Origin of the sequence: Thermopolyspora sp. NPDC052614 (genome assembly GCF_040678635.1) — a bacterium.
Lineage (GTDB): Bacteria > Actinomycetota > Actinomycetes > Streptosporangiales > Streptosporangiaceae > Thermopolyspora.
On record NZ_JBFATZ010000006.1, the window covers coordinates 385733 to 410289 of the forward strand.

Here is a 24557-nt window from a genome sequence, read left to right on the forward strand (position 1 = left end):
GGCCGATACGAGGCGAAGGGAGGACCGCGGGGAGGGGGGTTAATGGGCGGCCGATGTGCGGCGCCGCCCTCTCCGCCCGAGGCCCGCTAGTTGGAGGCCCGCTATTTGATGGCGAGCGCGTTCGGCGGCGAGCCCACGCCGCCGATCAGGTTGAGCGGCTTGCACGTTAAGAAGAACTCGTACACCCCGTCGGCCGCGCAGTCGGCGGCGAGGTCGTCGAGCTTCCACAGCTCGCCCATCGCCATGCCGAGCAGCGCGATGAGCGGGCGGTGCAGCATCCCGCTGTGGTCCACGCCCCGCTCCGGGGGCCGGTCGTCCCCGGACCGGAAGTCGGACTCGATCACCGGGTCGGCCTCGACCGCCGGGTTGTCGCCCGCGACGAGCGCGATCTCGTGGTCCCACAGCCAGCGCAGCACCGACTCCCGCTGGGCGAGCCCCGGCGATTTGTTGCGCCGGTTGAACTCGACGCGCTCGACGTGCGACTTGGCGACGTAGTTCTCCGCCCAGCCGGTACGCAGCAGCAGCATGTCGCCGCCGCGCCAGGTGACGCCCTGCGAGCGCGCGATCGCGTCGAGGGTCACCTCGTCGAGCGCGATCGTCTGCTCGCAGTCGTACGGCAGGCCCTCCCGCTCGAAGAATCGCGGCACGTCGAGCAGGACGCCCCGCCCGGCGATCCCCGCCTGCGCCCAGGCGTGGATGCCGAGCGCCGTGGAGGTCTCGTTGTTCTGGTCGGCGGGCAGCCCGCCGTAGAAGCCGTGCTTGGGATGCCCGATGTGCCGCAGCGAGTCGAGCTGCGAGGTGGACTGCAGGTAGAAGGAGTCGAGCCAGTCGTCGCGGTGGAACTCGTTGTTGGCGAACACGTGGTGCTCGGTCCGCCGCCTGGTCCCGGTCGGATACGGCTCGAAGGCGTTGATCGGGTAGTCGAGGTTGAACCGCCGCCCCGTGCGGACCAGGCGGGCCGCCGCGGCCACGCGCTCGGGGGTCAGGAGGTTGACCGTGCCCAGCTCGTCGTCGCGTCCGAAGACGTCCCAGCTGGACCCCGGGACGTCGGCCTCGGCGAGCTCGTCATAGTTCGGCAATACGTTTCCTCTCTTGGCCGCCCAGCTCCTCGCTGAGCGCGGCGGCGGTGCTGAGGAGCTTGGTGAGGGCCGGCGACCCGGGCGAGAGATCGGCCATCTGGTCGGCTCCGAGCACCGCCACGGTGGCGCAGATGCCGTACTCGTCGTACACGGGGGCCGCCGCAGCGAAGAGCCCGTCGGGGTGGCTGGTGATGCTGTAGCCGTTGCGGCGGGCCATGTAGACCCCCGCCTCCAGCTCCGCCCGCCGGGCCGCCGACATGCCCTCGGTGGCGCGTTCGAACGCCTGCTGGTCCTTGTTGGCGAGGAAGACCCGCAGTTGCGAGGAGTTGTGGTCGAGTTGCGTGCCGGCGTGCACCGTCACGACGAGGGTCCGGCTGAGGTCCTCGTTGACGAGGGCCACGACCGGTCCCCGCGCGCCCCACACGCCGAGCACCGAGGTCATGCGGACGGTGGCGGTGAGCTCCGCCAGGTACGGCGGCGCGATCTCCACGACGCGCCGCCGCCCCAGGGCGTAGATCCCCAGTTGCACCATCAGGCCGCCCAGGACGAAGGTGCCCCGGCGGTGCCCACGTTCGAGAATGCCCGCGGTGACGAGCGAGGCGCAGTACCGGTACGCCGTCGTCCGGTTCAGACCCAGGCGCTCGGCGACGTCCGCCGCCGTCAGCTCGGTCGTGTGCGGGCCGAAGAGCGCGCAGATCTGCCCGACCCGCTGGACCGCCTGGATGTCGGAGCCGGAGGCCTCGCCGCTCCCGTCAATGTTCGCCATGGCTGAACTCTAGTTCACATGGAGAACCCGGGTCGAAACGGGAGGCGAGCATGTGAGACAACTCTCAGCTCACCAGCCAGTTGTTGAGCTTGGTGGTGATCGCATCCCAGTTCTGGGCGTACCAGTCGATGTCCTGGACCACGGTCGTGCCCGTGTTGACCGGCCCGTAGACCTCCACGGCCTTGCCGTTCTCGGTCAGGTTCGGCTTGGCGTTGCGGTTGACCGGCACCGTGCCCAGCATCTCGGTGATCGTCGCGACGGGGTCGGGCTGCACCACCGATCGCAGGAAGTCGTTCGCGGTCGCCTTGTTCTTGGAGCCGCGCGGCACCGCGAGCCCGTTGACCGACACCACGGTCTTGTCCCACACGATCTTGATGTTCTTCTTCTCGTTCAGCAGCGCGATCAGCCGGGAGTCCGACAGCAGGAACATGTCGACCTGTCCGGAGCTGGCCGCCTGCTGCAGCGCGCCGACGTTCGGCGCGAAGAGGGTGTCCTTGCGGATGGTGGCCCACTTGGCCAGCGAGCGGTCGACGTCCAGCGGGTACAGCTTCTCGGGATCGACGCCCTCGGCGAGCAGCGGGTACTCCAGGATGCCGTTCTGCAGGTTGGTGATGACGCCGCGCTTGCCGGGGAACTTCGCCGTGTCGAAGAAGTCGGCGATCGTCTTCGGCGCGGTCGCCGGGTCCGGCCACTTGTCGGCGTTGTAGGCGAACGGGCTGGCGTTGGCGAAGTTGCCGATGTAGCACTCGCCGAGCGTGTTGGGGATGTAGTCCTGCTCGTTCAGGCCGCTCAGATCCAGCTTCTCGAACAGGGTGCCGCAGTGCTGCTTGGCCGCGGCGGGCGCCACCGAGACGACGTCCCATTGGACGACGCCGGAGGTCACCTGCGCCTTCACCTGGGCGACGTCGGCCGGCGAGGAGTTGACGAAGGTGACGTTGGGGTGCGCCGCGGTGTAGGGCTCCTGGAACGCCTTGATCTGGGCGTCCTGGCCCGACCCGCCGTAGGAGACGTAGGTGAGCCGCACCGGCCCGCCGGACGCGTCCGTGCCCGCCGCGCCGCCACCGCCGCCGCAGGCGGCGAGCAGGAGGACGGCCGCGGTGAAACCGGCGCCCGCGAGGGCGGTTCTTGATCGAGAAACCATGATCTTACCTCTCATGAGGATTCTGTCGCCAAAATTGTTCACAATGCGATTCATGGCCCCCGAGATGCGAACAAAGTACCCGGTCATATCCCGAGAGGTACAGAGTCCGCACCATGATCGTTCATGTTTGTGCATAAACCGTAATGCGAGTTCACAATGCGGGTTTACAGGGGGTCTGAAGACATGCGGAAGGAACGCGCCGCGGCAGGGCGGCGGCGCGTTTCCGAGCGCCTCAGGCGGCCGGGCCGACGGCAGGCGCGCAGGTCAGGCCGCGACGATCCGCTGCGACGCCGGCCGCCACCACACCACGATCCGGTCGCCGATGGCGTAGTCGCCGCGCAGCGGGCTGACCCGGGTACGGCCCGGCAGCCCCCGCTCGCCCATGGAGAGCAGCAGCGTCCGGTACGAGCCCATGTACTCCACGTCGCGCACGGTGGCCCGCACCGCGTTGGCCCCGGACGGCACCTCGTCGCGCCCGGCGGCGACCTCGACGTCCTCGGGCCGTACGACGATCGCGCTGTTCGCGCGCACGCCGGGATGCGGGGAGACGGTGGCGGGGTCGATGCCCCAGGTCTCGCCGTCCCAGACGACGCTCCCGCCGGGGGCGCCCTGCCCGAGCTCGAAGACGTTGGAGTCGCCGAGGAACCTCGCCGTGAAGAGGGTCTCGGGCGAGGCGTACAACTGCTGCGGCGTGCCGACCTGCTCGATGCGCCCGTTGTTGAACAGCGCGATGCGGTCGGAGAGGTTCATCGCCTCCTCCTGGTCGTGCGTCACGAAGACGAACGTGGACCCGACCTCGCGGTGGATGCGGCGGATCTCCGCCTGCAGCGCCGAGCGCAGGTTGCGGTCGAGCGCGCCGAGCGGCTCGTCCAGCAGCAGCGCCCTGGGCTCGAAGACGATCGCCCGCGCCAGCGCCACCCGCTGCTGCTGCCCGCCCGACAGCTGCGACGGATGGTGGTCGTCGCGCCCGGTGAGCTGCACGAGCTCCAGCACCTCGGCGACCTTGCGGGCGATCTCCTGCTTGGGCATCTTGCGCTCGCGCAGCGGATAGGCGACGTTCTGCGCCACCGTCAGGTGCGGGAACAGCGCGTAGTTCTGGAACAGCATGCCGAGGTTGCGCCGGTGCGGCGGCACGTCGCTCACGTCGGTCCCGTTGAGCGAGATCGTGCCGACGGTGAGCGTCTCGAACCCGGCGATGAGGTTCAGGGTGGTCGTCTTCCCCGAGCCGCTCGGCCCGAGGAGCGTCATGAACTCGCCGGGCTGGATGGTGAGCGAGATGTCGTCCACCGCGGGGTGCGCGAGCCCGAAGTCCTTGGTGACATGGTCCAGGCGGATCTCGGTGCCGCTCCTGGCCGACGATCCGGCGGTACGCGCCGCCGTCTCAGGTGTCGTCGTCATGGTTCTCCTATCGGCGGCGACCCCTGCCGCGAAGCAGCTGGGGCAGCAGGAAGATGATGGTCACGGCCACGACCATCAGGCTCGACGCCGCCGAGATCGTCGGGTCGATCTCGACGGTCACGCTGTTGTACATCTGCACGGGCATGGTCTGGAACAACGGCGAGCGCAGGAACAGCGCCAGCACCACCTCGTCGAACGAGACGATGAAGGCGAAGATCGCGCCGGTCAGGATGCCCCGGCTGATCAGCGGCATCGTCACCCGGACGAACGCCCGCGCGGGCGAGGATCCCAGCGAGGCCGCGGCCCGCAGCAGCCGCTGGTCGAAGCCGCCGAGCGCGCTGGTGACCGACACCAGCACGTACGGCACCGCGATCGCCGTGTGCGCCAGCACGTACCCGAGCACCGTGCCGGTGAGCTGCCAGCCGAGGAAGGCGATGTACACCGCGACCGCGACGACGATCGCCGGGGCGACGATCGGCACCATCAGCAGCGTCCGGACGAACGCGGCCACCCTCCCCCGCATCTGCGACAGCCCCACGGCGGCGGCCGTTCCCACCGTCGTGGCCAGCACCGCCGTGAGCGTGGCGACCAGGAACGAGTTGCCCAGGGATTCCAGCCAGATCGGGTTGGTGAAGAAGTTCTCGTACAGCCGCCAGGTGAAGCCGCGCGGCGGGAACTCGAACGTCGCCGCGTCGCTGAAGCTCATCGGGACGACGAACAGCGTCGGCAGGATGAAGAAGACGACGACGAGCCCGCCGAACGCCTTGAGCCACCACGGGATCGGATCGACCTTCTTATATCGGCGGCGGCCCGCCGCCGGCACGCCGGTCGTCGCCGGGTCCCGAGTCATCACGGGGCCGGCCAAATTGGGGCCGGTCATCGACGCCCTCCAGTTCCACCGCCCGCGACCACGCCGATCGCGGACACCGTGCCGCCCAGCCGGTTCGCCCACGCCACCAGCACGAGCGTGACGACGAGCACGAGCATGCCGAGCGCCCCCGCGGCGGCGAAGTCGAGCAGCAGGGTGGTGCGCTGCGCGAGCAGCTGGGCGACGAGCGACTCCTGCGGCGACCCGAGCAGCGCCGGGGTCACGTAGAACCCGAGGCTGAGCGTGAACACCAGGATCACTCCGGCCATCACCCCGCCGCGGGACAGCGGCCAGAACACCTTCCAGAACGCGGCGGTCGGCGACGAGCCGAGCCCGCGCGCGGCGAGCAGCAGCCTGCGGTCGATGGCGCCGAGGGTGCTGAACAGCGGCAGCACCATGAACGGCAGCATCACCTGGGTCATCGCGATCGTCACGCCGACGGTGGTGCCGTAGAAGACGACGTCGTCGGCCCCGAAGAACGCGAACAGGCTCTGCACCGGCCCGCCGTCCTGCAGGATGATGATCCACGCGAAGTTCCGTGCCATCACCGACGTCCAGAAGGGGATCAGCACGATCACCAGGAGGAGGCCGCGGGCGCGGGGGCCCACCCGGGTCATCAGGTACGCATACGGGTACCCGATCAGCAGGGTGGCGATCGTCACCGTGGCGGCGGTCACCGCCGTGCGCCACAGCACGGTGAGGGTCACGCCGTCGGTGAAGAGGTTGCCGTAGTTGGCCAGCGTCCACTCGGGGTCCGAGACGCTGCGGATCAACGTGCCGGCCAGCGGCACCAGGAGGATCCCGGCCAGCAGGGCGAGCGCGGGTACCAGCAGGGGCCAACTCGACCATCTGATCTTGTTCGAGGACATCCTCGTCCCCTTCCAGCTCGTACGGCTCAGGCGGTCAGTAAAGCAAGCCGTTGTTCATATCACAATTCTTGTGTCCGGATCGTGAACATTTCAGAGAGGGCCGGGAGCCGTGCCCGCCGTCGGCCGCCCGGACGACGCCCACCTGAACGGCGCGATCGCCCGGCGGCCACGCCGCGGCGTCCCGCCGCCTCGGTCGTCGCGCCTGCCTTCCGCATCGTGAAAGTTTCGTCGCGATCGTTTCGGAGCTAGGCGCTGTACCCGCCGTCGACGGGCAGGACCACGCCGCTGACCTGACTCGCGCGGTCGCTCAGCAGCCACGCCGCCGCGTTCGCCACCTCGGTCGTCGTGCCGGCCTTCCGCAGCGGTACGGCGGCGATCCGGCGCTCGACGGCCGCCGGGTCGTCGCGCCGCCACTTGACGAACATCGGCGTCTCGGTCGGGCCGGGGGCGATGACGTTGACCCGGATGCCCAGCGGCCCGTTGTCGTGCGCCGCCGTACGGGTGAGGCCGATCACCGCGTGCTTGGTCGCCTGGTACGCGCCGAGGCCGGTGTTGCCGCGGAACCCGCCCACGCTGCTGGTGTTGACGATCGACCCGCCCTTGTCGCGCATGGCGCGGATCTCCTCGCGCAGGCACAGCCACACGCCCTTGACGTTCACCGCCATGACGCGGTCGAAGTCCTCCTCGGTGACCTCGTCGAGCCGGCCGAGCTGGTTGATGCCCGCGTTGTTGAACGCGCCGTCGAGCCGGCCCCACCGCGCGAGCGTGTCGTCGACGAACCGCGCGACGTCCGCGCCGACGCTGACGTCGCCGACCGTGTAGGCGACGTCGTGACCGGCGGCGGTGAGCTCCTCGGTGAGCGCGGCGAGGGTGTCCCGCGACCGCGCGGCGACCATGACGGACGCGCCCTCCTCGGCGAAGACCCGCACGGCATCGGCCCCGATGCCGGTGCTGCCACCGACCACGAGCACGACCTTCCCGGCGAGCAGCCCGACTCCGGGGGCCACGCGTTGGTTATCGGACAAGATGTCTCCTTCTCGCTTATCAATAAGAGGTGATGCGCGGGCGCCGGGCCGCTATCGGAACGCGATGGGCTCGCCCCGGTACGGCGCGAGGGCTGCCGGATCCGATCCGGGACGGCTTTCACTCGCCATCGGCGGCCCGTCCCTGTCGCGCGGCCTCGATCGCCCCGGCGGCAGGTGGTGCGATCATGGCGCCGGGTAGTCGTCCGCGTTGCGGATCCACCCGGGGCGGGCGGAGAAGTCCTTGCGCGGCGGCGAGAAGATGTCGATGAGCTGCTGGTACGGGCCCACACCCTGGGTGGTGTGGATCGCCGGGGGCGGGATGACGGTGAGCGACGGCGTGCCGACGCGGCCGTGCTCCTCGGGCCGCCACGTCGTCGAGTCCGGCCCCCAGGGGTACTGCATGTGGTGGACGAACTCCCCCTTCACCCCCAGGGAGAGCTGCTCGAAGTCGTCGTGGGAGTGCGGGGAGAGCTTGAGCGGGTTGCGGGGCGCGGGCTCCTCGGCGAGGAAGTTCACCATCAGGTTCGTGGTACGGAAGATCCGGCCGAACAGTCCCTCGGTGATCGGCGTGTCGGCGAGCCGGTAGACGCGCAGCCGGAAGCCGTCCACCGGGTCCGGCCACGGCACGAGCGGGGCGCAGCGGGGGTCCGGCTCGGCGTAGGCGGCGGCGTTGAGGGCCGCGTCGCTCAGATCCCGCGCGAGCGTGGAGAACACGCGAATGACAGGGCCGTCGGTGAGCGCCTCGACGACGCTGTCCCCCGGCGGCACCACGACGAACGCCTCCTCGCCCACCTCCTGCTCCTCCCCCGCGGCGGTGACCCGGATGGAGGCGCTGTCGGAATACAGCAGGACGGCGTACTCGTCGGGCTGCCCCTCGCGGGCGAACCGGTCGCCGGCGACGGCGTCGATCCACGCCAGCACGGCGTTCTGCCCGCGCGCCAGCCAGGTCCGGCTCCCGGCCGGGCCGACCTCGCCGGGCTCGAACGCGGAGAACTCCAGGTACTGGGCCGCCCGGATGGGGGTGGACGGGTCAACGGCGGCCTGCGGGGGCGGGGTGCTCGCCAACTGGGACCGGAGGTCGTCCTTGGCGTACATCGTCATGGGGGTTGCCTCTCCTAGCCGTTACAGCGTGATGTTCTTCGCGCCCTTGAGGGCCAGCATCCGGCGGGCGTCGGCGGGGGTGGCGATCTGTTTGCCCAGGTCGGCGAGGACCTCCCGGATCTTGCGCACCTGCTGCGCGTTGCTCGTCGCCTTCTCGCCCTTGCCGATGTAGAGGTTGTCCTCCAGGCCGACGCGTACGTGCCCGCCCAGCCAGGCGCTGTGCGTGCAGAACCGCATCTGGTGGCGTCCGGCGGCGAAGGCGGAGAAGTGGTAGTCGTCGCCGAAGAGCTTGTCGGCGATGGCGACCATGTGCGTGAGGTTGGCGTGGTCGGCGCCGATGCCGCCGAGGATGCCGAAGACCCCCTGGATGAGGAACGGCGGCTTGGCGAGCCCCCGGTCGGCGAAGTGGGCGAGGGTGTAGAGGTGGCCGATGTCGTAGCACTCGTACTCGAACCGGGTGCCGCCGCGCTCGCCCAGCTCCCGCAGCGCGTACTCGATCTGCTTGAAGGTGTTGATGAAGGGGTGGCCGTAGGTGTTCTCCACGTACGGCTTCTCCCACGGGTACTTCCAGTGGGTGATCCGGTCCGCGATGCCGGAGGACACGAAGTTCATCGACCCCATGTTGAGCGAGGCGAGCTCGGGGCTGAACCGGGTCGCCCCGGCGAGCCGCTCCTCGATCGTCATCGACGACGCCCCACCGGTCGAGATGTTGATGACCGCGTCGCATCCCTCGGCGATCGGCGGGATGATCTTCTCGAAGACGCTCGGCTCGAACGCGGGCCGCCCGTCCTCGGCGTGCCGGGCGTGCAGGTGGATGATCGCCGCCCCCGCCTCGGCCGCGGCGAGGGACTCCGCGACGATCTGCTCCGGCGTGATCGGCAGGTGGTCGCTCTGCGACGGCACGTGCACCGATCCGGTCACCGCCACGCTGATGATCACACGGTCGGCGGCGATCATTCCGGCGCCTCCTCCAGCCCGAGCAGGAACGCGGGATTGGCGGCGATCATCCGGCGGATGTCCTTCTCCGGCACGCCGTGGTCGAGCAGCGCCCCGATGAGGTAGATGTAGCCGTCGACGGGCAGCGGGTTGCCCTGCTGCCCGAGGTCGGAGGAGATGACGGTCCGCTCGGGGCCGACGCGGTCGATCCAGTTCACGAGCTGCTCGACGGGCCAGCCGATGGCGGTCACCTCGGGGTGGTACATCGCGATCTCGTGCTCGATGTAGGCGCCGAACCGCATCAGCTCCTCGATGTCCTCCTCGGACGCGCCGATGATGAAGTCCGGGTGCTGCACGAGCAGGCGCCGTACGCCCTTGCGCTGGGCCACCTCGAACAGCGCCTTCATCGACTCGACGTCCAGGTGCCCGCCGGTGAGCAGCGTGTCGGTCTCGGCGACGATGTCCACGACCGCCTCGGTGTCCGCCGACACCGCCCCGGACGCGTCGAAGACCGACACCTCCGATTCGAGCAGGTCGACGCCGGCGGCGGGGAACTGGCCCCCGTGGTGGTGGTGATCGATGTGTTGACGGGCGCACGTCGTCGGCGCCCACACGCACCGACCGCCCATCCGCAGGCTCATCGCCACCGCCGAACGGTTCATGCCGCCGATCTCGCTGTTGAGCGCGATCCCCCCGTACACCGGGGTGGGCGCGTCGGCGAGCCAGGTGCTCATGGCGAGCAGGTCCATGACGGTGTTGTGATGGTGCGACTTGACGAGGATCGCGCGCATCCCGATGCGCGCCCCGTCGTAGGAGGCCTCGACGTGGTTCAGCCGTCGCGGGAAGGGGCTGGGTCCCGAGTGACAGTGCAGGTCCACGGCACCGTTCAGGACCTTGAGTACGGCGGGGGGAACGGGCTTGGCATCCTCGGCTGCAAGCAACATGCGCTCCAAAAGTGCGGAGTATGAACTGGCCGTTCATGATACGTAACACCGATGTGTCGTGTCTATGCCGCAAAAGGAGCGAACGGCCATCTCCGGAAGAAGCGCGGGCTGCGCATCCGCCCTGGTCATCCCCTGGTCGGCGCTTCTTCGCGCCCGTTGCGGCCCGCTGTCCAGATCCGGACAAACGGGCGACAGACCCCAAGGGGGACGCGAAAGCGGCACGCCACACGGGCCACTGGAGTCGCTCACGCTTCACTATCCGAAACGAAGCATTGCATTGCGAACCAACGGGCAGCCGGGTCTCACGCACGCGCCGAGCGCCCGCGCACGTCCGCGCCCGGCCGCGACGCCCGTCCCCCGATCGCCGTCCGGCCTACGCCCGGCGCCACCGATAGCGACGTTCCGGACGGCCGGTGCCGCCGTAGCGCAGGGAGACCTCGACGTGCCCGACGGCGGCGAGGTGTTCGAGGTAACGGCGGGCGCTGACGCGGGAGATGCCGACCCGGTTGGCGCATTCGGTCGCCGACAGGGTGTCGCCGGCCTCGCGAAGCGCCCGTTTGACCAGCTCGGCCGTCTCGATGCTCATGCCCTTGGGCAGCGCGGCGGACCTGGGCGGGCCGCCCGCGGACAGCAGCCGGTCCACGTCGGCCTGGCTGGTGATGACCGTGGTGCCGAGGCCGGCGCGCTGGGCGGCGTAGCGATCCAGCCGGATCCGCAGGTCGTCGAAGTCGAAGGGTTTGAGCAGGTAGTTGGTGACGCCTTGGCGCGCGGCGCGGCGTACGGTGTCGAGCTCGCGGGCGGCGCTGATCACGATGACGTCGCAGTCGTGCCCGGCGGCGCGCATGCGGGTGATGACCTCCAAGCCGAACAAATCCGGCAGGTAGAGGTCGAGCAGCACCAGGTCGGGGCGCAGCTCGGTGATGCGTTCGAGGGCCTGCTCGCCGGTGGAGGCCGTGCCGATCACGCGGAAGCCGTCGACCTGGTTGACGAAGCCGCTGTTGACCCTCGCCACCATGAAGTCGTCGTCCACGACCAGTACGTCGATCATCGGGAGACTCCCATCCTCTCGCGGGCGTGCCGTCCGACGGACATGCGGGCGATGAACATGGCGCCGTCCGCGGTGTTGGTGACCGCGACCTCGCCGCCGCGCCGGCGGCAGACGAGCTGGGTAAGCGCCAGGCCGATGCCGCGTTCGCCACCCTGCGCGGCCTTGGTGGTGAAGCCGCGGGTGAACACCTCCCGGGCGAGTTCGGGCGCGATGCCGGGGCCGGAGTCGCGCACGACGATCTCCACGCTGGAGGTGTCCTGGCGCAGCTCGACCTCGATCCAGGCGTCGCCGGCGGTCCCGGAGGCGGCGTCGATGGCGTTGTCGATGAGGTTGCCGGCGACGGTGGCCACGTCCGCGGCGTCCAGCGGGTCGAGACGGTCCAGCGCGGTGCGGTCGGACAGGCGCAGCTCGACGTGGCGTTCGGCGGCGAGCGAGAATTTCGCCATCAGCAGCGCCGCGACGGAGGTGTCGCCGATGCGGCTGCCGAGGTTCAAATCGAGTGATTCGCGGTGTTCGCGAATGGCCCGGATATAGCGGACGACCTCGTCGTACTCCTTGACCTGAATGAGCCCTGAAATGACGTGAAGCTGGTTGGCGAACTCGTGCGCCTGCGCCCGCAGCAGTTCGGTGGAGCTGCGGAAGGAGCCGAGTTCGCGTTCGAGCTGGGCGAGCTCGGTGCGGTCGCGCAGGGTGGTCACGGTGCCGAGGCGGCGCCCGTCCGTGCGGATCGTCATGCGGTTCATCACCAGCACGCGCCCTCGGTGGATGGCGATCTCGTCGCGGGCCTCGTCGACGCCGGCCAGCACGTCGTACAGGCGGCCCTCGATGCCCAGGGCGGACAGGCTCATCCCGACGCAGTCCTCGGGCAGGTCCAGCAGCGTCCTGCCCATGTCGTTGACCATGGTGAGCCTGCGCTGCTGGTCGAGCGCGATGACGCCCTCGGCGATGCCGTGCAGCATGGCCTCGCGATGCTCGGCCAGGCCGGCGATCTCGCGGGGCTCCATGCCGAGGGTCTGGCGTTTGATCCGCCGCGCCAGCAGCCACGAGCCGAGCCCGCCGAGCAGGCTGGCGACGCCGAGGTAGGTCAGCAGGTAGGAGGAGGCGCCGACCAGCCGTTCCGCGGCGGTAGGGACGGCCACGCCGATCGAGACCGTGCCGAGGTGGCGGCCGCGGCTGCCCGCGGCGTCGTCCAGGACCGGCACCTGGGCGGCGACCTCCAGGGTTCCGTCGATGACCAGGTGGCCGGACCACCCGCGCCCCCGGGCCACGCCCGGGTCGCCCAGCGGCAGCGCGGCGCCCAGGAGGGTGGTGTCGGTCGAGCCGACGATCCTGCCGTGGACGTCGGCCACGGTCACCGAGGTGACGCCCGACTGCGTCAGCGTCGAGTGCAGCAGCGGGGCGAGCACCTCACGCGGCGCCGGCCCGTTGATCTGGGCGCGCAGCAGCGGGTTCCACGCCAGTTGCTCGGCCAAGGCCGTCACCCGCCGTCCTTCGACCCGGTCGAACGTGGCCGCCGACTGCGCCAGGGAGATCGCGCCGACGGCGACCAGGACCACCACCACGATGGCCAGCTGCAGGATCAGCATCTCTCCGGCCAGGGTCGGACGGCGGCGCCTTATGAACATAATGAACACAATCTCCGCTGGTCACACAAGGACGACGGCACGTCGGGCGCATTCGCATAATCATGGCGCTGCGTTTCTCCATGCGAAAGAGACCACTGTGAGAAGTCGTATCGGCATTCTGCTCGGCGTCCTGGCGGCGCTGTCGATGGTCGCGGTCGGCGCCTGCGGGGCGACCGCGCGGAAACAGGACGGCGCGGCCGTCGGCGCGAGCGCGGCGAGCGAGCCCTTCGGCGGGCTGCGCATCATGGTGCCCAACACTCCCGGCGGCGGCTACGACACCACCGCGCGTACGGCCGCCAAGGTCATGGAGGACACCGGGATCACCTCCGGCATCCAGGTGTTCAACCTGCCCGGCGCGGGAGGCACGGTCGGCCTCCAGCGCATGATCAACGAGAAGGGCAACGGCAGGCTCGCGATGCTGATGGGCCTGGGCGTGGTCGGCGCCTCCTACACCTCCAAGTCCGCGGCGACGCTCACCCAGACCACCCCGATCGCCAAGCTCATCGAGGAGGCCGGCGCGATCGTGGTCGCCAAGGACTCGCCGTACCGGACGATCGGCGACCTGGTGAAGGACTGGAAGAAGGACCCGAAGAAGGTGGCGGTCGGGGGCGGCTCCCTTCCCGGCGGTCCGGACCATCTGCTGGCGATGCGCCTGGCCAAGGCCGTCGGCATCGAGCCCAAACGGGTCAACTACATCTCCTACGACGGCGGCGGCGAACTGCTGCCCGCGATCCTCGGCGGCAAGGTCGGCTTCGGCGTGAGCGGCTACAGCGAGTTCCTCGACCAGGTCGAGGCGGGCACCCTGCGCGTCCTCGCGGTGTCCAGCGCCGAGCCGATCGACGTGATCAAGGACGTGCCCACGCTCAAGGCGTCCGGCATCGACCTGCTGTTCACCAACTGGCGCGGCATCGTGGCGCCGCCGGGCATCGGCGACGCCGACGAGAAGACCTGGATCGACGCCGTCACCCGGATGCACGACTCGCAGGCGTGGAAGACCGAGCTGACCAAGCGCGGCTGGACCGACTCCTTCGTCACCGGCGCGGACTTCGCCGCCTACCTCGCCGAGCAGGACAAGAGCGTCGCCGCCATCCTCTCCGAACTCGGGCTGGCATGAGCCCGGGCGACACGCCGCGGGCCCGGGACCGCGCGCAGTACGGCGTATGCGCGGCCCTGGCCGCCGCGGGCCTCCTGGTGATCGCCGACGCGACCCGGATCGCCCATCTGACCAGCGGCAACGACCCCATCGGGCCCCGCCCGGTCCCCATCCTGCTGGGCGTGTGCCTGCTCGTGGTCGCGATCGCGTACGGCGTCGACGTGGCCCGCGGCGGTCGCGGCGAGCCGGAGGCCGGTGAGGACGTCGACCTGTCCACCCGCGTCGATTGGCGCACCGTGCTGCTGCTGATCGGCTCCTTCCTGCTCAACGCGGCGCTGATCGATTGGCTGGGCTGGGTCATCAGCGGCACGATCCTGTTCTGGGGATCGGCCTTCGCGCTGGGGAACCGGCATCACGTCCGCGGTCTGCTCATCGCCGTCGCCCTGTCCCTGATCACCTTCTACGCGTTCGCGATCGGCCTCGGCGTCAACCTGCCGGCCGGAGTGCTGCAAGGCATCCTGTGATCGACAATCTGAATCTCCTGCTCGGCGGCTTCGCCAACGTCGTATCCCCCGGCAACCTGCTGGTCGCCCTCATCGGCGTGATCGCCGGAACCGCCGTCGGCGTACTGCCCGGCATCGGCCCCGCCATGACCGTGGCGCTCCTGCTGCCGATCACCTACGGCCTGGACCCGACCCAGGCCTTCATCCTGTTCGCCGGCATCCTCTACGGCGGCATGTACGGCGGCTCCACGACCTCCATCCTGCTCAACACCCCCGGCGAGTCCGCCTCGGTCATCACCTCCATCGAGGGCAACAAGATGGCCAAGGCGGGCCGGGCCGCCCAGGCGCTGGCGACCGCGGCGATCGGTTCGTTCGTCGCCGGCACCATCGCCACCCTGGCGCTCGTGCTCGTCACCCCCGTCGTGGTCCGCTTCGCCATCAGCCTCGGCGCGCCCGACTACTTCGCCATCATGCTGCTGGCCTTCGTCGCCGCGTCGGCCACGCTGGGCGCCTCCCGGGTGCGCGGCTTCGCGTCCCTGCTGATCGGGCTCGTCATCGGAACGATCGGCATCGACGGCGTCACCGGGCAGCAGCGGCTCACGCTCGGCATCCCGCAACTCGCCGACGGCATCGACGTGGTCGTCGTCGCCGTCGGCGTCTTCGCCGTCGGCGAGGCCCTATGGGTCGCCGCGCATCTGCGGCGCAGGCCCGCCCCCGTCGTCCCGGTCGGAGCCCCCTGGATGGGCGCCGACGACTGGAGACGTTCCTGGCGGCCCTGGCTGCGCGGCACCGCGCTCGGTTTCCCCTTCGGCGCCCTGCCCGCCGGCGGCGCCGAAATCCCCACCTTCCTGTCGTACGCCGTCGAAAAGCGGCTGGCCAAACGCCCGGAGGAGTTCGGCCACGGCGCCATCGAAGGCGTCGCAGGCCCCGAGGCCGCCAACAACGCCTCCGCCGCGGGCACGCTGGTGCCGCTGCTGGCCATCGGCCTGCCCACCTCGGCCGTGTCCGCGGTGATGCTCGCCGCCTTCGAGTCCTACGGCATCCAGCCGGGACCACTGCTGTTCGAACGCCAGCCGACCCTGGTCTGGACGCTGATCGCCAGCCTGTTCCTGGGCAACCTGCTGCTGCTCGTCCTCAACCTGCCGCTCGCCCCCGCGTGGGCCAGCCTGCTACGCATCCCACGTCCCTATCTGTACGCGGGCATCCTGTTCTTCGCCTCCATGGGCGCCTACGCCGTAAACGCCCAGCCGTTCGACCTGATCCTGCTGCTCGCGCTCGGCCTGCTCGGCTTCGGCATGCGCCGCTTCGGCCTGCCGGTCCTGCCACTGATCGTCGGCGTGATCCTCGGCCCACGCGCCGAACTCCAAGGCCGCCGCGCGCTGCAACTGTCCGGCGGCGAACTGTCGGGCCTGCTCGGCGGTCCCGTCTCCGCCGTCATCTACGTCATCATCGTCATCGTGCTCGCCTGGCCACTGATCAGGCGTTTCCTCCGCAAGCCCTCGTGACGGTCCGGGCCGGCGGCGGACGCGGCCTCACCATGCGGGCCGCCCGCCGCCGCCTCGTCCGCGACCTGATCCAGACCGCCCGGCCGCGTGCGTTCACGATCCCGCCTCGCGCCACTGCCGCAGGCATCGATCGATCTGTTCACGCAGCGGCGGGGCACCGAGCCGGTTGTCGATCTCGACATGGGGTACGGCGGGCGGCTCGTCAACCCGGATGTTCCTCAGGTAGTCGTCGAAGGCTTCGAGCTTCTTGGCGTCCTTGGCCAGTCCCCGATCCACCAGCCGCCGCCACAGCGTCGGGCCGTCGCTGCGGATCCAGACCAAGTGCACGACCGGCCCGCCCAACTCCTCCACCCATCGATCCCACAGCCCTGCGTCGTGCACCTGGCTGGTGAAGGGACCGGTGAGCATCACCGGGCAACCATGGGCGCGGATCTCGCGAGCCGTATCGGTCAAACCGCCGTACTCATGACGTTTCACGTGCTCGTCGTACCAAGGACCCTCCCGCTCGCCTTCGGGCCTGCCGTACGCGGCGAGCGTGGCCGACACGAAGCGCCCGTACAGCGTGTCCTTGTCCAGCAGCGCCGGAACGGGGTCGAGCCGGGCGAGCAGCAACTCGCACACGGTGGACTTCCCCGCCCCCACCGGGCCGGAGACGATCCAGAGCGGAGCCGACATGGTCTCCAGCATCCCAGCCGGGGCCGGGCGCGGGCGCCCGCACCCCCGCAGAGGGCTCAGGCACCCGCCGTTGCCTCGGCCGAGGTCGGGCATGCGCACGCGTACGGCGTGGATGTGGGGGCCGGGATCACCCGGAGTCACCCCGGCCGTAGACGGCCGTGCGCACGCGTACAGCGTGGGCGTGGGGGCCGGGATCACCCGGAGTCACCCCGGCCGAGGTCGGCCATGTGCAGGTCTGCCCATCCCGATGGAAGACCGCCCTGCCTTACGCCGCAGCTCACCCAAGCCCGGCGGGCGAGAACACCGCCTGCGCCGCATTCCGCAGCCCGCTTGGCTTGGGCGCCAGCTCAAACCAGAGCAAACCGCCCGCCGGCTCCTCCGTGAATCCCCACCGCTCCGATTCCGCCCGAATGATGCCGATCCCCCGCCCCGACTCGGCCATCTCATCCCGGACGCACCGGCACATGTACGGGACGGTCTCCGACCCCTGGTCCGCGACCTGCACCGCGACCACCCCGTCCTCCCCCGTCAGCACGGTCACCTCGATCCGGGTGGAACGGGTGTGCGCGACCGCGTTGGCGAACGCCTCCGACAGCAGCAACACCGCGTCATCCCGCCGAGAATGCCCGTCGAGGACCGTACGCATCCACCGACGCGCCTCCGCCACCGAGGCCCGCTCCGCGGCGAACACCCTGGTCACCCGCCGCCCCGGCCGCTCCGTGCCCGGCTCGGCCTCCTCCGGCCACCGCAGCCGGTGACAGATGTCGTCCTGTACGGCCAGCGCCTCCGCCAACGCCGGCGCGTCCGCCCTGGCGATGCTCGGCACGACTCCCGCCTCCCGCTCCTCCGCCGTCGGAGGCACCCTCCTGGTCGCCCACCATCCGCCCGCGCCTTGCCGTACATGCCGGATTCGCCACCCGGGATAGGTGTGCCGCAGCACCGACAGCTGCCACTCCTCCACGGCCTGCGCGCCCTCACCACGCCCACCGTCCGCCCCCGCCTCGAAGCCGGGGACACGCTTTCCTGTTTCGGTCACGCCGCATAGAAAACCGCCCGACATCCACCCGTAGCGGACATGTCCTCGGAATTTCCCGAAGACATTTCTCAGCATCACCACCCGCCACTCGGTAATCGTCCGACTACAGTGGTTTCGGCGACCGAAAAGGGGGACCCATGACCAGTCAGCGAACGCCATTTGACCAGGCCTGCCACGACCGCGGCTGGACCCGCCCCGCGATCTTCCTGGCCGAGCTCGCCAAGGCCGCGCGCCTGATCGGCGAGCCCCTCACCATCACCGACCGCCAGTTCCGCCGCTGGCGCGCCCCCAACCCTCCCCGCCCCCACCCCCGTTCCTGCCGCGTATTGCACGCCATGTTCGGCGTCCCACCCACCGAATTGGGTTTCCCGCCCTCCCCGCACGGAGAAACAAACACATATACATCCCCCACCCCCAATAACGGGGAAGAGGAAACAGACGTGAAAAGACGGACATTTGTCACCGCCACAATGGGCACCGCCGCCATCGCAGCGATCCCCGGATCCACCGCCCCGGCGGCGGTCGGCACCGTCCACCTCCAGGACCTGCACGCAGGCATGGCCGCGCTGCGTACCCTGGACACCGTTCACGGCAGCGTCGGGGTACTCCCCCTGGCGATCCAGCACCTCAACCACATCCGCCACGTGATCGACGTCAGCGACTACCCGACGTCGATCGGGCACCGCCTCCGCCAACTGGCAGGCCAAATGGCGTCCATGTGCGGCTTCCTCAGCTTCGACTCCGGACACCAGGAGCAAGCCCGGCGCTACTGGGGCGAGGCGCTGGCCACCGCCGCCATGCTGAACGACGAGGACCTCACCGCCCAGGCCCTGTCCCAGCTCGGCCTCCAGGCCATCTACGAAAACCGCCCCCGCCAGGCCTACGACTTCCTCCAGGCCGCCCGCCACCGTGCGGAGACCCTGGGCTCACCCAAACTGCAGTCCTTGATCGCGATACGCGAGGCCCGCGCCCTCGCCATGCTGGGCGATCACGCCCTCGCCAAGGGCGAACTCGCCCGCGGGATGCGCCTGCTCGACCAGGCGGGCCGTGGCCGACCGGCACCGGAATGGGTGGGCTTCTACGGCCCTGCCGAGATCAACCTGACCCAGGGCCACCTCTACACCGAGGCCGGCCGCCACCAGGCCGCCTCCCCCTACTACCACGCCGGTCTCAACCAACTCGGCCCCGCCTACGTCCGCAACCGAATCAACTACCGCCTCCGATACGCCCAAAGCCTGGCCCTGGCCGGGCAAGCGGACGAAGCCGCCGCCGAAACCCAGGCCACCCTCGACGACCTCCCCACCATCGCCTCCGGCCGCACCCACAAACTCCTGACCGATCTGCGATACACCCTGACCACAATCGACTCCCCCACCGTCCGCGACGCCGCCGACTCCCTCGCCACCCGCCTCAATTGATCAACGCTGCGCTTGTCACTTGCCCCGGTACCTCCCAGGCAATGGCCGAACGAAGGGCGATATGTACATCTGTTACACTCATGACATGGGAGACCCGTTGATCGAATCCATGGCGGAGGTCCGCAGCCACCTGGCGGATGTCATCGATCGCGCCCGCCGGGACGAAACCCCGACGATCATCACCCGGCGCGGCAAGCAGGAGGCCATCGTCATCGACATCGATGAGTACGTGCGTCTGCGCCAGATCGCGGAAGACGCCGAAGAGGCATGGCTCAACCAACTGGCCGACGAAGCGGAGTCCGAAGGCATGGAAGGGTCGGTCTCGCTCGAAGAGATGGCCGCTCTGCTGCGGGACAATCCGAGCTGAGCTCCCGTGGGATACGTCACGCGCTTCGCGCCGCATGCTCAGCGGGAGATGCTCAAAATTCCCCGTTCGGATGCGCTGCGAATCCTGCACCGCCTTACCGAGTTGCAAAAGGCGATGGACAAAGGGGACACCACGGCGTTCGACATCAAGGCCCTTCAAGGGCACAGCGCCCGTTGGCGGCTGAGAGTCGGCGACTATCGCGTGATCTATACCATTGAGGACGGCCAGTTGATCGTGTGGGTTCTGGCCGTCGGCAATCGCCGCGACGTCTACCGCCACATTCGGTAGAGCGATCCGAGGATGCCGCAAGGTGATGGCGGTGACATGGCCACCGCATTCTACCGGGCGCGCGACCATGCGCACAGTTCTGACGTCGCAGAGAGGATTAGGCAAGTATCCGGGTGTATTGGTCTACGGTCGGAACAGGTTCGCCCCCTTGGATGGAAGGAGCCCAGAGTCCTCTTTTGAAGTGGAGCGTCACATGGCCGTCGCACTCGTCACAGGTGGAAGCGCTGGCATCGGCCAGGCCACCGCACTTGAGCTCGCGAAGCAAGGAATCGGCGTCATCACCACCTACCGCTCCCACAAGAGTGAGGGCGACGACACGATCGCCAAGATCGAGGCCGAGGGCGGCACGGCCACCAGCCTCCCGCTTGACCTGAACGACATCGCCGGCCTGGACGATTTCGTGAGCCAGGTTCGCGCCGAACTCGCGATCCGCTGGGAGGGTGCGCGGCTCGACTACCTGGTCAACAACGCGGGCGTTGGCGGCCCCGCCATGTTCGCCGACATCACCGAGGAAGAATTCGACCGGTTCCACAACGTGCTGTTCAAAGGCCCCTACTTTCTCACCCAGCGCCTTCTGCCGCTCCTCGCGGACAACGGGGCCATTGTGAACGTCGGCTCCAGTTCGGCGCTGCCCAGCCGCGTCTCAGCGGGATACTCGGCCTACGCCGCCGCCAAGGGAGCGCTGCATACGGTCACCGGATTCTGGGCCAAGGAACTCGCCGGACGCGGGATCCGCGTCAACACGGTGGCGCCCGGAGCCACACGCACCCGCATCTCCGACGACGCGTTCACCAAGATGCCCGAGCTGATCCCCGCGATCGCCGAGGGCATCGCGCTCGGCCGCATCGGCGAGCCCGAGGACGCCGCCCGCGTCATCTCGTTCCTGCTGAGCGACTCAAGCGCGTGGATCACCGGCCAGGTGATCGAAGTCTCCGGTGGGGAACGCCTTTAGACAATTCACTAGAAATATCAGGGCAAAAGGCGTTGAATCGCCTCGGGTTCTGTGGGGACTTCGATCTCCCCACAGACTCCTCTGCGACAAAATGATCTGAGTGCGCTGTGGTGCGGGAGGGTCATGACCGTCTTCGTGTGCGCGGGCTGTGGGGCCTCGCTGACCGGGGCGTTGTCGCAGGTCGCGCTCCCCGTCCACGCTCATCAACAGTACGGCCACGAACTACTGCCCCCGCTCTTGGAGCCGGGAACCTATGCGGTGGACCCACAGCCCTTCGGGCCGCCGTGGCTACGGTGGGAGGAGATCGGCTCGGAGGAGGCAGAAGCCCGCGGCGTGTACGCGCCCGTTTACAGTTTGTCGTACGGGCCATCCGGAGCGGTCGCGGTCGCGCCGGGCGACATCCGCGGAACGGTTGTGATCCCGGAGCGATGCGACGGCTTGTGCTGCGGCCTGGACGGCAGGGACGGGCCGAACCTGGCGTGCGCGCGGTGCGGACGTGCCGTGGCCACCCTCATTGATGATTGCTCGTACTGGCAGGTGGTTTGGCTCGATCCGCGTGCCGTGCGCCCTCTCGACGCCGGTGCGCCCGCCCCTCGGGCGCTCGCCTGGGAGGAACTGCTGAAGGAGCAGCGGGAGCTACCACTGGTCGAGCGGATCGGGGCGTGGAATCCGGTGTGGGTGGCGGCGATCGGCGTGGCGCTGGCCCACCTGCTGGCGGTTTCGAACGGTACGCGCGTCGCGGTTTCCACCGGTCCTGTCGCCGATGTGTTCCGTTCGGCGCTCGACGCACTGCTGCCGCCGGGACCACCGGTGAAGAGTCTGGCCCTGGCCGGGCCGGGCCTGCACGGCCCGGCTCCGGACATCGCCTTGGTTCCGCTGCATCCGCGAACCGGGGACATGTGGTCGTCCGGTGCCGGGGCATCGGTGCCGCTGCCCGCCGATGTGTGGATGTACCTGGCCTTCAATCGGAATCGACGGCTCCATCCCGCGTCGGGCGGGCTGCCTCACGACGTCTACCGCGATGATCGTCCGCCGCCGTTGCCGTCCATCCCGTTCCGCCCCGATCGGGAGTTGTTCCTCGACACGCTGGCGCGACTGCCAGAAGTTCGTCAGCCATGGTTGCGCGCCATCTACGACCGCGTGGAAGACCGCCGACTCGTTTTCCCGTTCTAGGCGAGTCTGTCTTTGACTTTCTCCCACGGCTGCAGCCCGGGGAGCCCAACCCTCGCGGGTTGGGTTTCCTGCTTCACAGCCGGAGTCGGCATGGTCTCCAGGGTCTCGGTCGTGGCGGCGAGAATCATCTTCCGGACCAAGAAGTAATCTTTGCGGTCCGCCGGACGAAAACCTGGCGTCCTGAAGGACATGCACGATCATGTGCGGCATGGACCTTCGATTCGTTGGTACCACGCAGTTGGCAACGGTCCCGGCCGCGGCGGTCGTGATTGATGTCATGCGCGCCTTCACCGTGGCCGCCTGGGCGTTCGCCCGCGGTGCCGAGAAGATCGTTCTTGCCGAGTCCTTGGATGAGGCCCTCGACCTGAAGGCGGGCAATCCGGACTGGGTGACGCTGAAAGACGGGCCGCCCGCCCCGGGCTTCGACATGGTCAACTCGCCGGCCTTGCTGCGGTCGGCCGCCGTCGCGGGCCGGACGATCGTGCAGAAGACAACGGCCGGGACCGTCGGCGCCCACGCGGTCAAGGACGCGTCGCTGGTGTTGTGCGCGAGCTTCGTGGTGGCCGAGGCGACGGCCCGGTTCCTGCTTGCAAGGCAACCGCGTGACGTCACGTTCGTGATCACCGGTGACGACGGGAAAGCCGACGAAGACGCCGCCTGTGCCCAATACATCGCTCAGAGAATCACCGGTGGCGGCGTCGACGCGGCGAGATTCGTTCATCGTGCGGCACAGTCGCGTGCCGCAGCCGACCTCGTCGAGGGTGTGCGCCGCGGCTATCAAGGGATCCATCCGAAGGACGTCGAACTGTGCCTTGAGGTGGACCGGTTTCCCTTTGCCATGGCGGCGAGGCTGGAGGGCAATCTCATGATCCTGCGCCCCCACCCGCTTCCATCGGGCTAAGACGATCGGGCGGGTAGCCTCCGCCGAGGTCCCCGGTTCCACTTCACCTCGACCGCTCGCAGCCACCGCCACCAGCGCAGTAGGAACCGCCCGTGCTCGATGGGTCAGCGGCTGACGCGCTCGTCGACTGCCTGAGCCTGCCCGGCCGCCTGCGGCAACGACCGCGACCAACTGTTCCCGTGGGGCGACCGGGGGAGATCGGGGGCGATCGGGGGCGTGGTCAGCCGTGTGAGGTGCCCGGCAGGTCGCGATCGGCGGTCGTCGCCGGGGGACGTGCCTTTCGCGACAGGAGTGCGCGTATGCGGTGGCCGTGGCGGCGTAGCCAGGCGCGGGCCCAGAGCAGTTCCATGCCTGTCGTGAGGGCCAGTACCGCGGTCGCGTCCAGGAGCGCGATCAGGTCGGGACCGGTCATGAGGGTGCCTGCCGCCGTGGCGACCAGCGAGATCAGGAGCGGTAGGGTGACGGCCGCGGCGAAGGCGAGGGAGGCGGCGGTGCCCGCGACCAGCAGCACGGTGTAGGCGCGTATGCTTACGCGCTCTCGTTTGGGCAGACGGGCAAGGGGGTCGGGATGTCCGCGCATGCTGATCAGATGGCGCAGGTAGGCGGTGCTGTCGCCGTACAGGTTCCGGCAACCCGTGAGGTCCTGCAGTAGGAAGTAGATGTCGGTGCGCATGAACAGCAGGAACTGGACGAGCAGGCAGCCCAGTTCGGTGAGCACCAGCATCGACAGCAGCGGATGCGGCCCGAAGAGGAAGATCAACACCAGTGCGGCGGCGCAGATCGTGGCGTCCAGGGTCATGCCGGCGAGGTAGACGGTGGCCCTGGCGCGGAAGGGTAACAGCCAGATTCCGGTCACGTTCGTTTGCGCGACGAGAAACTGCAGACGGGTGCCCAGGCTGATCGTGCCCGGGATTCCGGCGGCGCGTGCGGTGGCCAGGTGCGCGAACTCGTGCAGCAGGACCAGAAGCCACGCGAGCGCGATCTGTCCGAGGATCACGAGGGAGCCGTGCTCGCTCCATATCATCGTGCGCCAGCCGGGCAGGATGCCGGGGTCGAGCAGGCAGACGACCAGACCCGCGAGTATCACGGCGGCGAGGCCGAGGTGCACGAGTAGGTGCTGTGTCCATCGGACGTGATGCGGGCGGAGGCGGGGAAACGTCGGTTCGGGCAACGGCGGCGTGTCGATCGGACGGCCGTCGATGCGCGCCACCAGGCCCGACTCGGCCAGCCCGGCCACGAAGGACTCGACGTCCAGCAGCCTTCCGGTCTCGGCCCGCAGACGCTCCCGGGCCTCCCGTGTGGAGGCCCCCTCGCGGAGCAGTTCGATCGCCCGTAATCCCTCCGCGGGTATGACCATGAACTGGTCCGAGCCCACCCGGCCGATAATCCACTCGTCGCCGTCCCGGCGGGTCCCGAACGTGTGGAACTCTACCGAGTTCACCGGTTCACCCGAGCCTCGGCCGCGGCAGGGAGGGGATTCCCCGTTCGAAGCAATCGATTTCGTTTGCCGTCTCGAATTTCGCAACGGAATGCGCCCGATGGTCCTTGGCGGACGGGTGGACGCGCGGCGCCTCTCTGCTGCGGTGGAACGGGTCCTGCATGGGGGAATTCCATTTTCTTTCGGAAGGCGGAGGGGTCCGGGCGGACCATCGCCCGCCCGGATGAGTCAGGAACGCTTAATTCCCGGTGCTGTTGCTCAGGGGGAAGCCGGTGGTCTCGACCTTGTCCAGCCGCCGGATCACGATCGGTAAGGACTCCACTTCTTCTTGTTCATTCTCGTAGGGGATGTTCTCTTCCAGATTCATGACGCCTCCTGACCGGTTGGTGATTGCATGACGATGATCGG

General features: G+C 69.1%; 25 protein-coding genes. 9 read left to right on the forward strand and 16 right to left on the reverse strand.

From position 1 onward, the window contains the following. Window positions 1-101: 101 nt before the first annotated feature. From AB0K60_RS16210 to AB0K60_RS16265, 12 genes are all read right to left on the reverse strand, one after another. Window positions 102-1079, reverse strand: coding sequence for a cyclase family protein (locus AB0K60_RS16210; RefSeq protein WP_364054462.1), 978 nt, complete (start codon window positions 1077-1079; stop codon window positions 102-104). Further along, window positions 1066-1845 (reverse strand): helix-turn-helix domain-containing protein, encoded by a 780-nt coding sequence (locus AB0K60_RS16215; protein ID WP_364054465.1) that lies wholly within the window; start codon window positions 1843-1845, stop codon window positions 1066-1068. Before AB0K60_RS16215 ends, AB0K60_RS16210 begins: the two co-directional genes overlap by 14 nt. Window positions 1846-1909: 64 nt before the next feature. After that, window positions 1910-2986, reverse strand: coding sequence for an extracellular solute-binding protein (locus AB0K60_RS16220; protein ID WP_364054468.1), 1077 nt, complete (start codon window positions 2984-2986; stop codon window positions 1910-1912). A gap of 264 nt (window positions 2987-3250) precedes the next feature. Next, window positions 3251-4384 (reverse strand): ABC transporter ATP-binding protein, encoded by a 1134-nt coding sequence (locus AB0K60_RS16225; RefSeq protein WP_364054471.1) that lies wholly within the window; start codon window positions 4382-4384, stop codon window positions 3251-3253. A gap of 7 nt (window positions 4385-4391) precedes the next feature. Then, window positions 4392-5264, reverse strand: a complete 873-nt coding sequence (locus tag AB0K60_RS16230) for an ABC transporter permease (RefSeq protein WP_364054474.1) — start codon at window positions 5262-5264, stop codon at window positions 4392-4394. After that, entirely contained in the window at window positions 5261-6121 is an 861-nt protein-coding gene (locus AB0K60_RS16235; protein ID WP_364054477.1) for an ABC transporter permease, read from the reverse strand. The genes AB0K60_RS16230 and AB0K60_RS16235 overlap by 4 nt, the downstream gene beginning before the upstream one ends. 245 nt (window positions 6122-6366) lie before the next feature. Next, window positions 6367-7146: an SDR family NAD(P)-dependent oxidoreductase gene (locus AB0K60_RS16240; RefSeq protein WP_364054480.1), complete on the reverse strand. Its 780-nt coding sequence runs from the start codon at window positions 7144-7146 to the stop codon at window positions 6367-6369. 183 nt (window positions 7147-7329) lie between these two features. After that, window positions 7330-8247, reverse strand: coding sequence for a hypothetical protein (locus AB0K60_RS16245; RefSeq protein ID WP_364054483.1), 918 nt, complete (start codon window positions 8245-8247; stop codon window positions 7330-7332). A gap of 21 nt (window positions 8248-8268) precedes the next feature. Continuing rightward, window positions 8269-9204 carry a 3-keto-5-aminohexanoate cleavage protein gene (locus AB0K60_RS16250; protein ID WP_364054486.1) on the reverse strand — a complete coding sequence of 312 codons (936 nt, stop codon included), beginning with the start codon at window positions 9202-9204 and terminating at the stop codon, window positions 8269-8271. Continuing rightward, on the reverse strand, window positions 9201-10127 hold the full coding sequence (locus AB0K60_RS16255; RefSeq protein ID WP_364054489.1) for a DUF6282 family protein: 927 nt from the start codon (window positions 10125-10127) through the stop codon (window positions 9201-9203). The genes AB0K60_RS16250 and AB0K60_RS16255 overlap by 4 nt, the downstream gene beginning before the upstream one ends. A gap of 373 nt (window positions 10128-10500) precedes the next feature. Then, window positions 10501-11175: a response regulator gene (locus AB0K60_RS16260; RefSeq protein ID WP_364054492.1), complete on the reverse strand. Its 675-nt coding sequence runs from the start codon at window positions 11173-11175 to the stop codon at window positions 10501-10503. After that, window positions 11172-12761, reverse strand: a complete 1590-nt coding sequence (locus tag AB0K60_RS16265) for an ATP-binding protein (protein WP_364054495.1) — start codon at window positions 12759-12761, stop codon at window positions 11172-11174. Before AB0K60_RS16265 ends, AB0K60_RS16260 begins: the two co-directional genes overlap by 4 nt. Before the next feature lie 136 nt (window positions 12762-12897). Between AB0K60_RS16265 and AB0K60_RS16270 the strand changes: the two genes are divergently transcribed. Genes AB0K60_RS16270 through AB0K60_RS16280 form a run of 3 tightly spaced genes read left to right on the forward strand, consistent with a single transcriptional unit; the run spans window position 12898 to window position 15901 of the window. Then, window positions 12898-13914, forward strand: a complete 1017-nt coding sequence (locus tag AB0K60_RS16270) for a tripartite tricarboxylate transporter substrate binding protein (protein WP_364054498.1) — start codon at window positions 12898-12900, stop codon at window positions 13912-13914. Further along, window positions 13911-14417, forward strand: a complete 507-nt coding sequence (locus AB0K60_RS16275) for a tripartite tricarboxylate transporter TctB family protein (protein ID WP_364054501.1) — start codon at window positions 13911-13913, stop codon at window positions 14415-14417. Before AB0K60_RS16270 ends, AB0K60_RS16275 begins: the two co-directional genes overlap by 4 nt. Further along, on the forward strand, window positions 14414-15901 hold the full coding sequence (locus tag AB0K60_RS16280) for a tripartite tricarboxylate transporter permease (RefSeq protein WP_364054504.1): 1488 nt from the start codon (window positions 14414-14416) through the stop codon (window positions 15899-15901). Before AB0K60_RS16275 ends, AB0K60_RS16280 begins: the two co-directional genes overlap by 4 nt. A 93-nt stretch (window positions 15902-15994) precedes the next feature. On the opposite strand, the gene AB0K60_RS16285 is transcribed toward AB0K60_RS16280, so the two are convergent. Both AB0K60_RS16285 and AB0K60_RS16290 read right to left on the reverse strand, forming a co-directional pair. Continuing rightward, window positions 15995-16576, reverse strand: coding sequence for an AAA family ATPase (locus AB0K60_RS16285; RefSeq protein WP_364054507.1), 582 nt, complete (start codon window positions 16574-16576; stop codon window positions 15995-15997). Between the two features lie 277 nt (window positions 16577-16853). Beyond that, window positions 16854-17612, reverse strand: coding sequence for an ATP-binding protein (locus AB0K60_RS16290; RefSeq protein WP_364054510.1), 759 nt, complete (start codon window positions 17610-17612; stop codon window positions 16854-16856). Window positions 17613-17749: 137 nt separating this feature from the next. Here AB0K60_RS16290 and AB0K60_RS16295 point away from each other — a divergent pair, with 137 nt between their 5' ends. From AB0K60_RS16295 to AB0K60_RS16320, 6 genes are all read left to right on the forward strand, one after another. After that, window positions 17750-19030: a hypothetical protein gene (locus tag AB0K60_RS16295; protein WP_364054513.1), complete on the forward strand. Its 1281-nt coding sequence runs from the start codon at window positions 17750-17752 to the stop codon at window positions 19028-19030. Window positions 19031-19115: 85 nt separating this feature from the next. Beyond that, window positions 19116-19397, forward strand: a complete 282-nt coding sequence (locus AB0K60_RS16300) for a type II toxin-antitoxin system Phd/YefM family antitoxin (RefSeq protein ID WP_364054516.1) — start codon at window positions 19116-19118, stop codon at window positions 19395-19397. A gap of 6 nt (window positions 19398-19403) precedes the next feature. Beyond that, window positions 19404-19685, forward strand: coding sequence for a type II toxin-antitoxin system RelE/ParE family toxin (locus AB0K60_RS16305; RefSeq protein WP_364054519.1), 282 nt, complete (start codon window positions 19404-19406; stop codon window positions 19683-19685). A gap of 193 nt (window positions 19686-19878) precedes the next feature. After that, on the forward strand, window positions 19879-20637 hold the full coding sequence (locus AB0K60_RS16310) for an SDR family oxidoreductase (RefSeq protein ID WP_364054522.1): 759 nt from the start codon (window positions 19879-19881) through the stop codon (window positions 20635-20637). 123 nt (window positions 20638-20760) lie between these two features. Continuing rightward, window positions 20761-21810: a hypothetical protein gene (locus AB0K60_RS16315; RefSeq protein WP_364054525.1), complete on the forward strand. Its 1050-nt coding sequence runs from the start codon at window positions 20761-20763 to the stop codon at window positions 21808-21810. 208 nt (window positions 21811-22018) lie between these two features. Next, complete coding sequence (locus AB0K60_RS16320) at window positions 22019-22711, forward strand: 2-phosphosulfolactate phosphatase (protein ID WP_364054528.1); 693 nt, start codon at window positions 22019-22021, stop codon at window positions 22709-22711. Window positions 22712-22931: 220 nt separating this feature from the next. On the opposite strand, the gene AB0K60_RS16325 is transcribed toward AB0K60_RS16320, so the two are convergent. Next, window positions 22932-24152 carry a hypothetical protein gene (locus AB0K60_RS16325; protein WP_364054531.1) on the reverse strand — a complete coding sequence of 407 codons (1221 nt, stop codon included), beginning with the start codon at window positions 24150-24152 and terminating at the stop codon, window positions 22932-22934. 235 nt (window positions 24153-24387) lie between these two features. Then, window positions 24388-24516, reverse strand: coding sequence for a hypothetical protein (locus AB0K60_RS16330; protein WP_364054534.1), 129 nt, complete (start codon window positions 24514-24516; stop codon window positions 24388-24390). Between the last annotated feature and the right edge of the window lie 41 nt (window positions 24517-24557).

What these genes read in the sequence shown, in the direction of transcription:
- AB0K60_RS16330 (WP_364054534.1), bottom strand. Translation starts at nt 24,516, where the DNA reads ATGAATCTGGAAGAGAACATCCCCTACGAGAATGAACAAGAAGAAGTG.
- AB0K60_RS16220 (WP_364054468.1), bottom strand. Translation starts at nt 2,986, where the DNA reads ATGGTTTCTCGATCAAGAACCGCCCTCGCGGGCGCCGGTTTCACCGCG.
- AB0K60_RS16235 (WP_364054477.1), bottom strand. Translation starts at nt 6,121, where the DNA reads ATGTCCTCGAACAAGATCAGATGGTCGAGTTGGCCCCTGCTGGTACCC.
- AB0K60_RS16255 (WP_364054489.1), bottom strand. Translation starts at nt 10,127, where the DNA reads ATGTTGCTTGCAGCCGAGGATGCCAAGCCCGTTCCCCCCGCCGTACTC.
- AB0K60_RS16215 (WP_364054465.1), bottom strand. Translation starts at nt 1,845, where the DNA reads ATGGCGAACATTGACGGGAGCGGCGAGGCCTCCGGCTCCGACATCCAG.
- AB0K60_RS16320 (WP_364054528.1), top strand. Translation starts at nt 22,019, where the DNA reads ATGGACCTTCGATTCGTTGGTACCACGCAGTTGGCAACGGTCCCGGCC.
- AB0K60_RS16295 (WP_364054513.1), top strand. Translation starts at nt 17,750, where the DNA reads ATGACCAGTCAGCGAACGCCATTTGACCAGGCCTGCCACGACCGCGGC.
- AB0K60_RS16265 (WP_364054495.1), bottom strand. Translation starts at nt 12,761, where the DNA reads ATGCTGATCCTGCAGCTGGCCATCGTGGTGGTGGTCCTGGTCGCCGTC.
- AB0K60_RS16315 (WP_364054525.1), top strand. Translation starts at nt 20,761, where the DNA reads ATGACCGTCTTCGTGTGCGCGGGCTGTGGGGCCTCGCTGACCGGGGCG.
- AB0K60_RS16245 (WP_364054483.1), bottom strand. Translation starts at nt 8,247, where the DNA reads ATGACGATGTACGCCAAGGACGACCTCCGGTCCCAGTTGGCGAGCACC.
- AB0K60_RS16225 (WP_364054471.1), bottom strand. Translation starts at nt 4,384, where the DNA reads ATGACGACGACACCTGAGACGGCGGCGCGTACCGCCGGATCGTCGGCC.
- AB0K60_RS16230 (WP_364054474.1), bottom strand. Translation starts at nt 5,264, where the DNA reads ATGACCGGCCCCAATTTGGCCGGCCCCGTGATGACTCGGGACCCGGCG.
- AB0K60_RS16275 (WP_364054501.1), top strand. Translation starts at nt 13,911, where the DNA reads ATGAGCCCGGGCGACACGCCGCGGGCCCGGGACCGCGCGCAGTACGGC.
- AB0K60_RS16300 (WP_364054516.1), top strand. Translation starts at nt 19,116, where the DNA reads ATGGGAGACCCGTTGATCGAATCCATGGCGGAGGTCCGCAGCCACCTG.
- AB0K60_RS16260 (WP_364054492.1), bottom strand. Translation starts at nt 11,175, where the DNA reads ATGATCGACGTACTGGTCGTGGACGACGACTTCATGGTGGCGAGGGTC.
- AB0K60_RS16285 (WP_364054507.1), bottom strand. Translation starts at nt 16,576, where the DNA reads ATGTCGGCTCCGCTCTGGATCGTCTCCGGCCCGGTGGGGGCGGGGAAG.
- AB0K60_RS16310 (WP_364054522.1), top strand. Translation starts at nt 19,879, where the DNA reads ATGGCCGTCGCACTCGTCACAGGTGGAAGCGCTGGCATCGGCCAGGCC.
- AB0K60_RS16250 (WP_364054486.1), bottom strand. Translation starts at nt 9,204, where the DNA reads ATGATCGCCGCCGACCGTGTGATCATCAGCGTGGCGGTGACCGGATCG.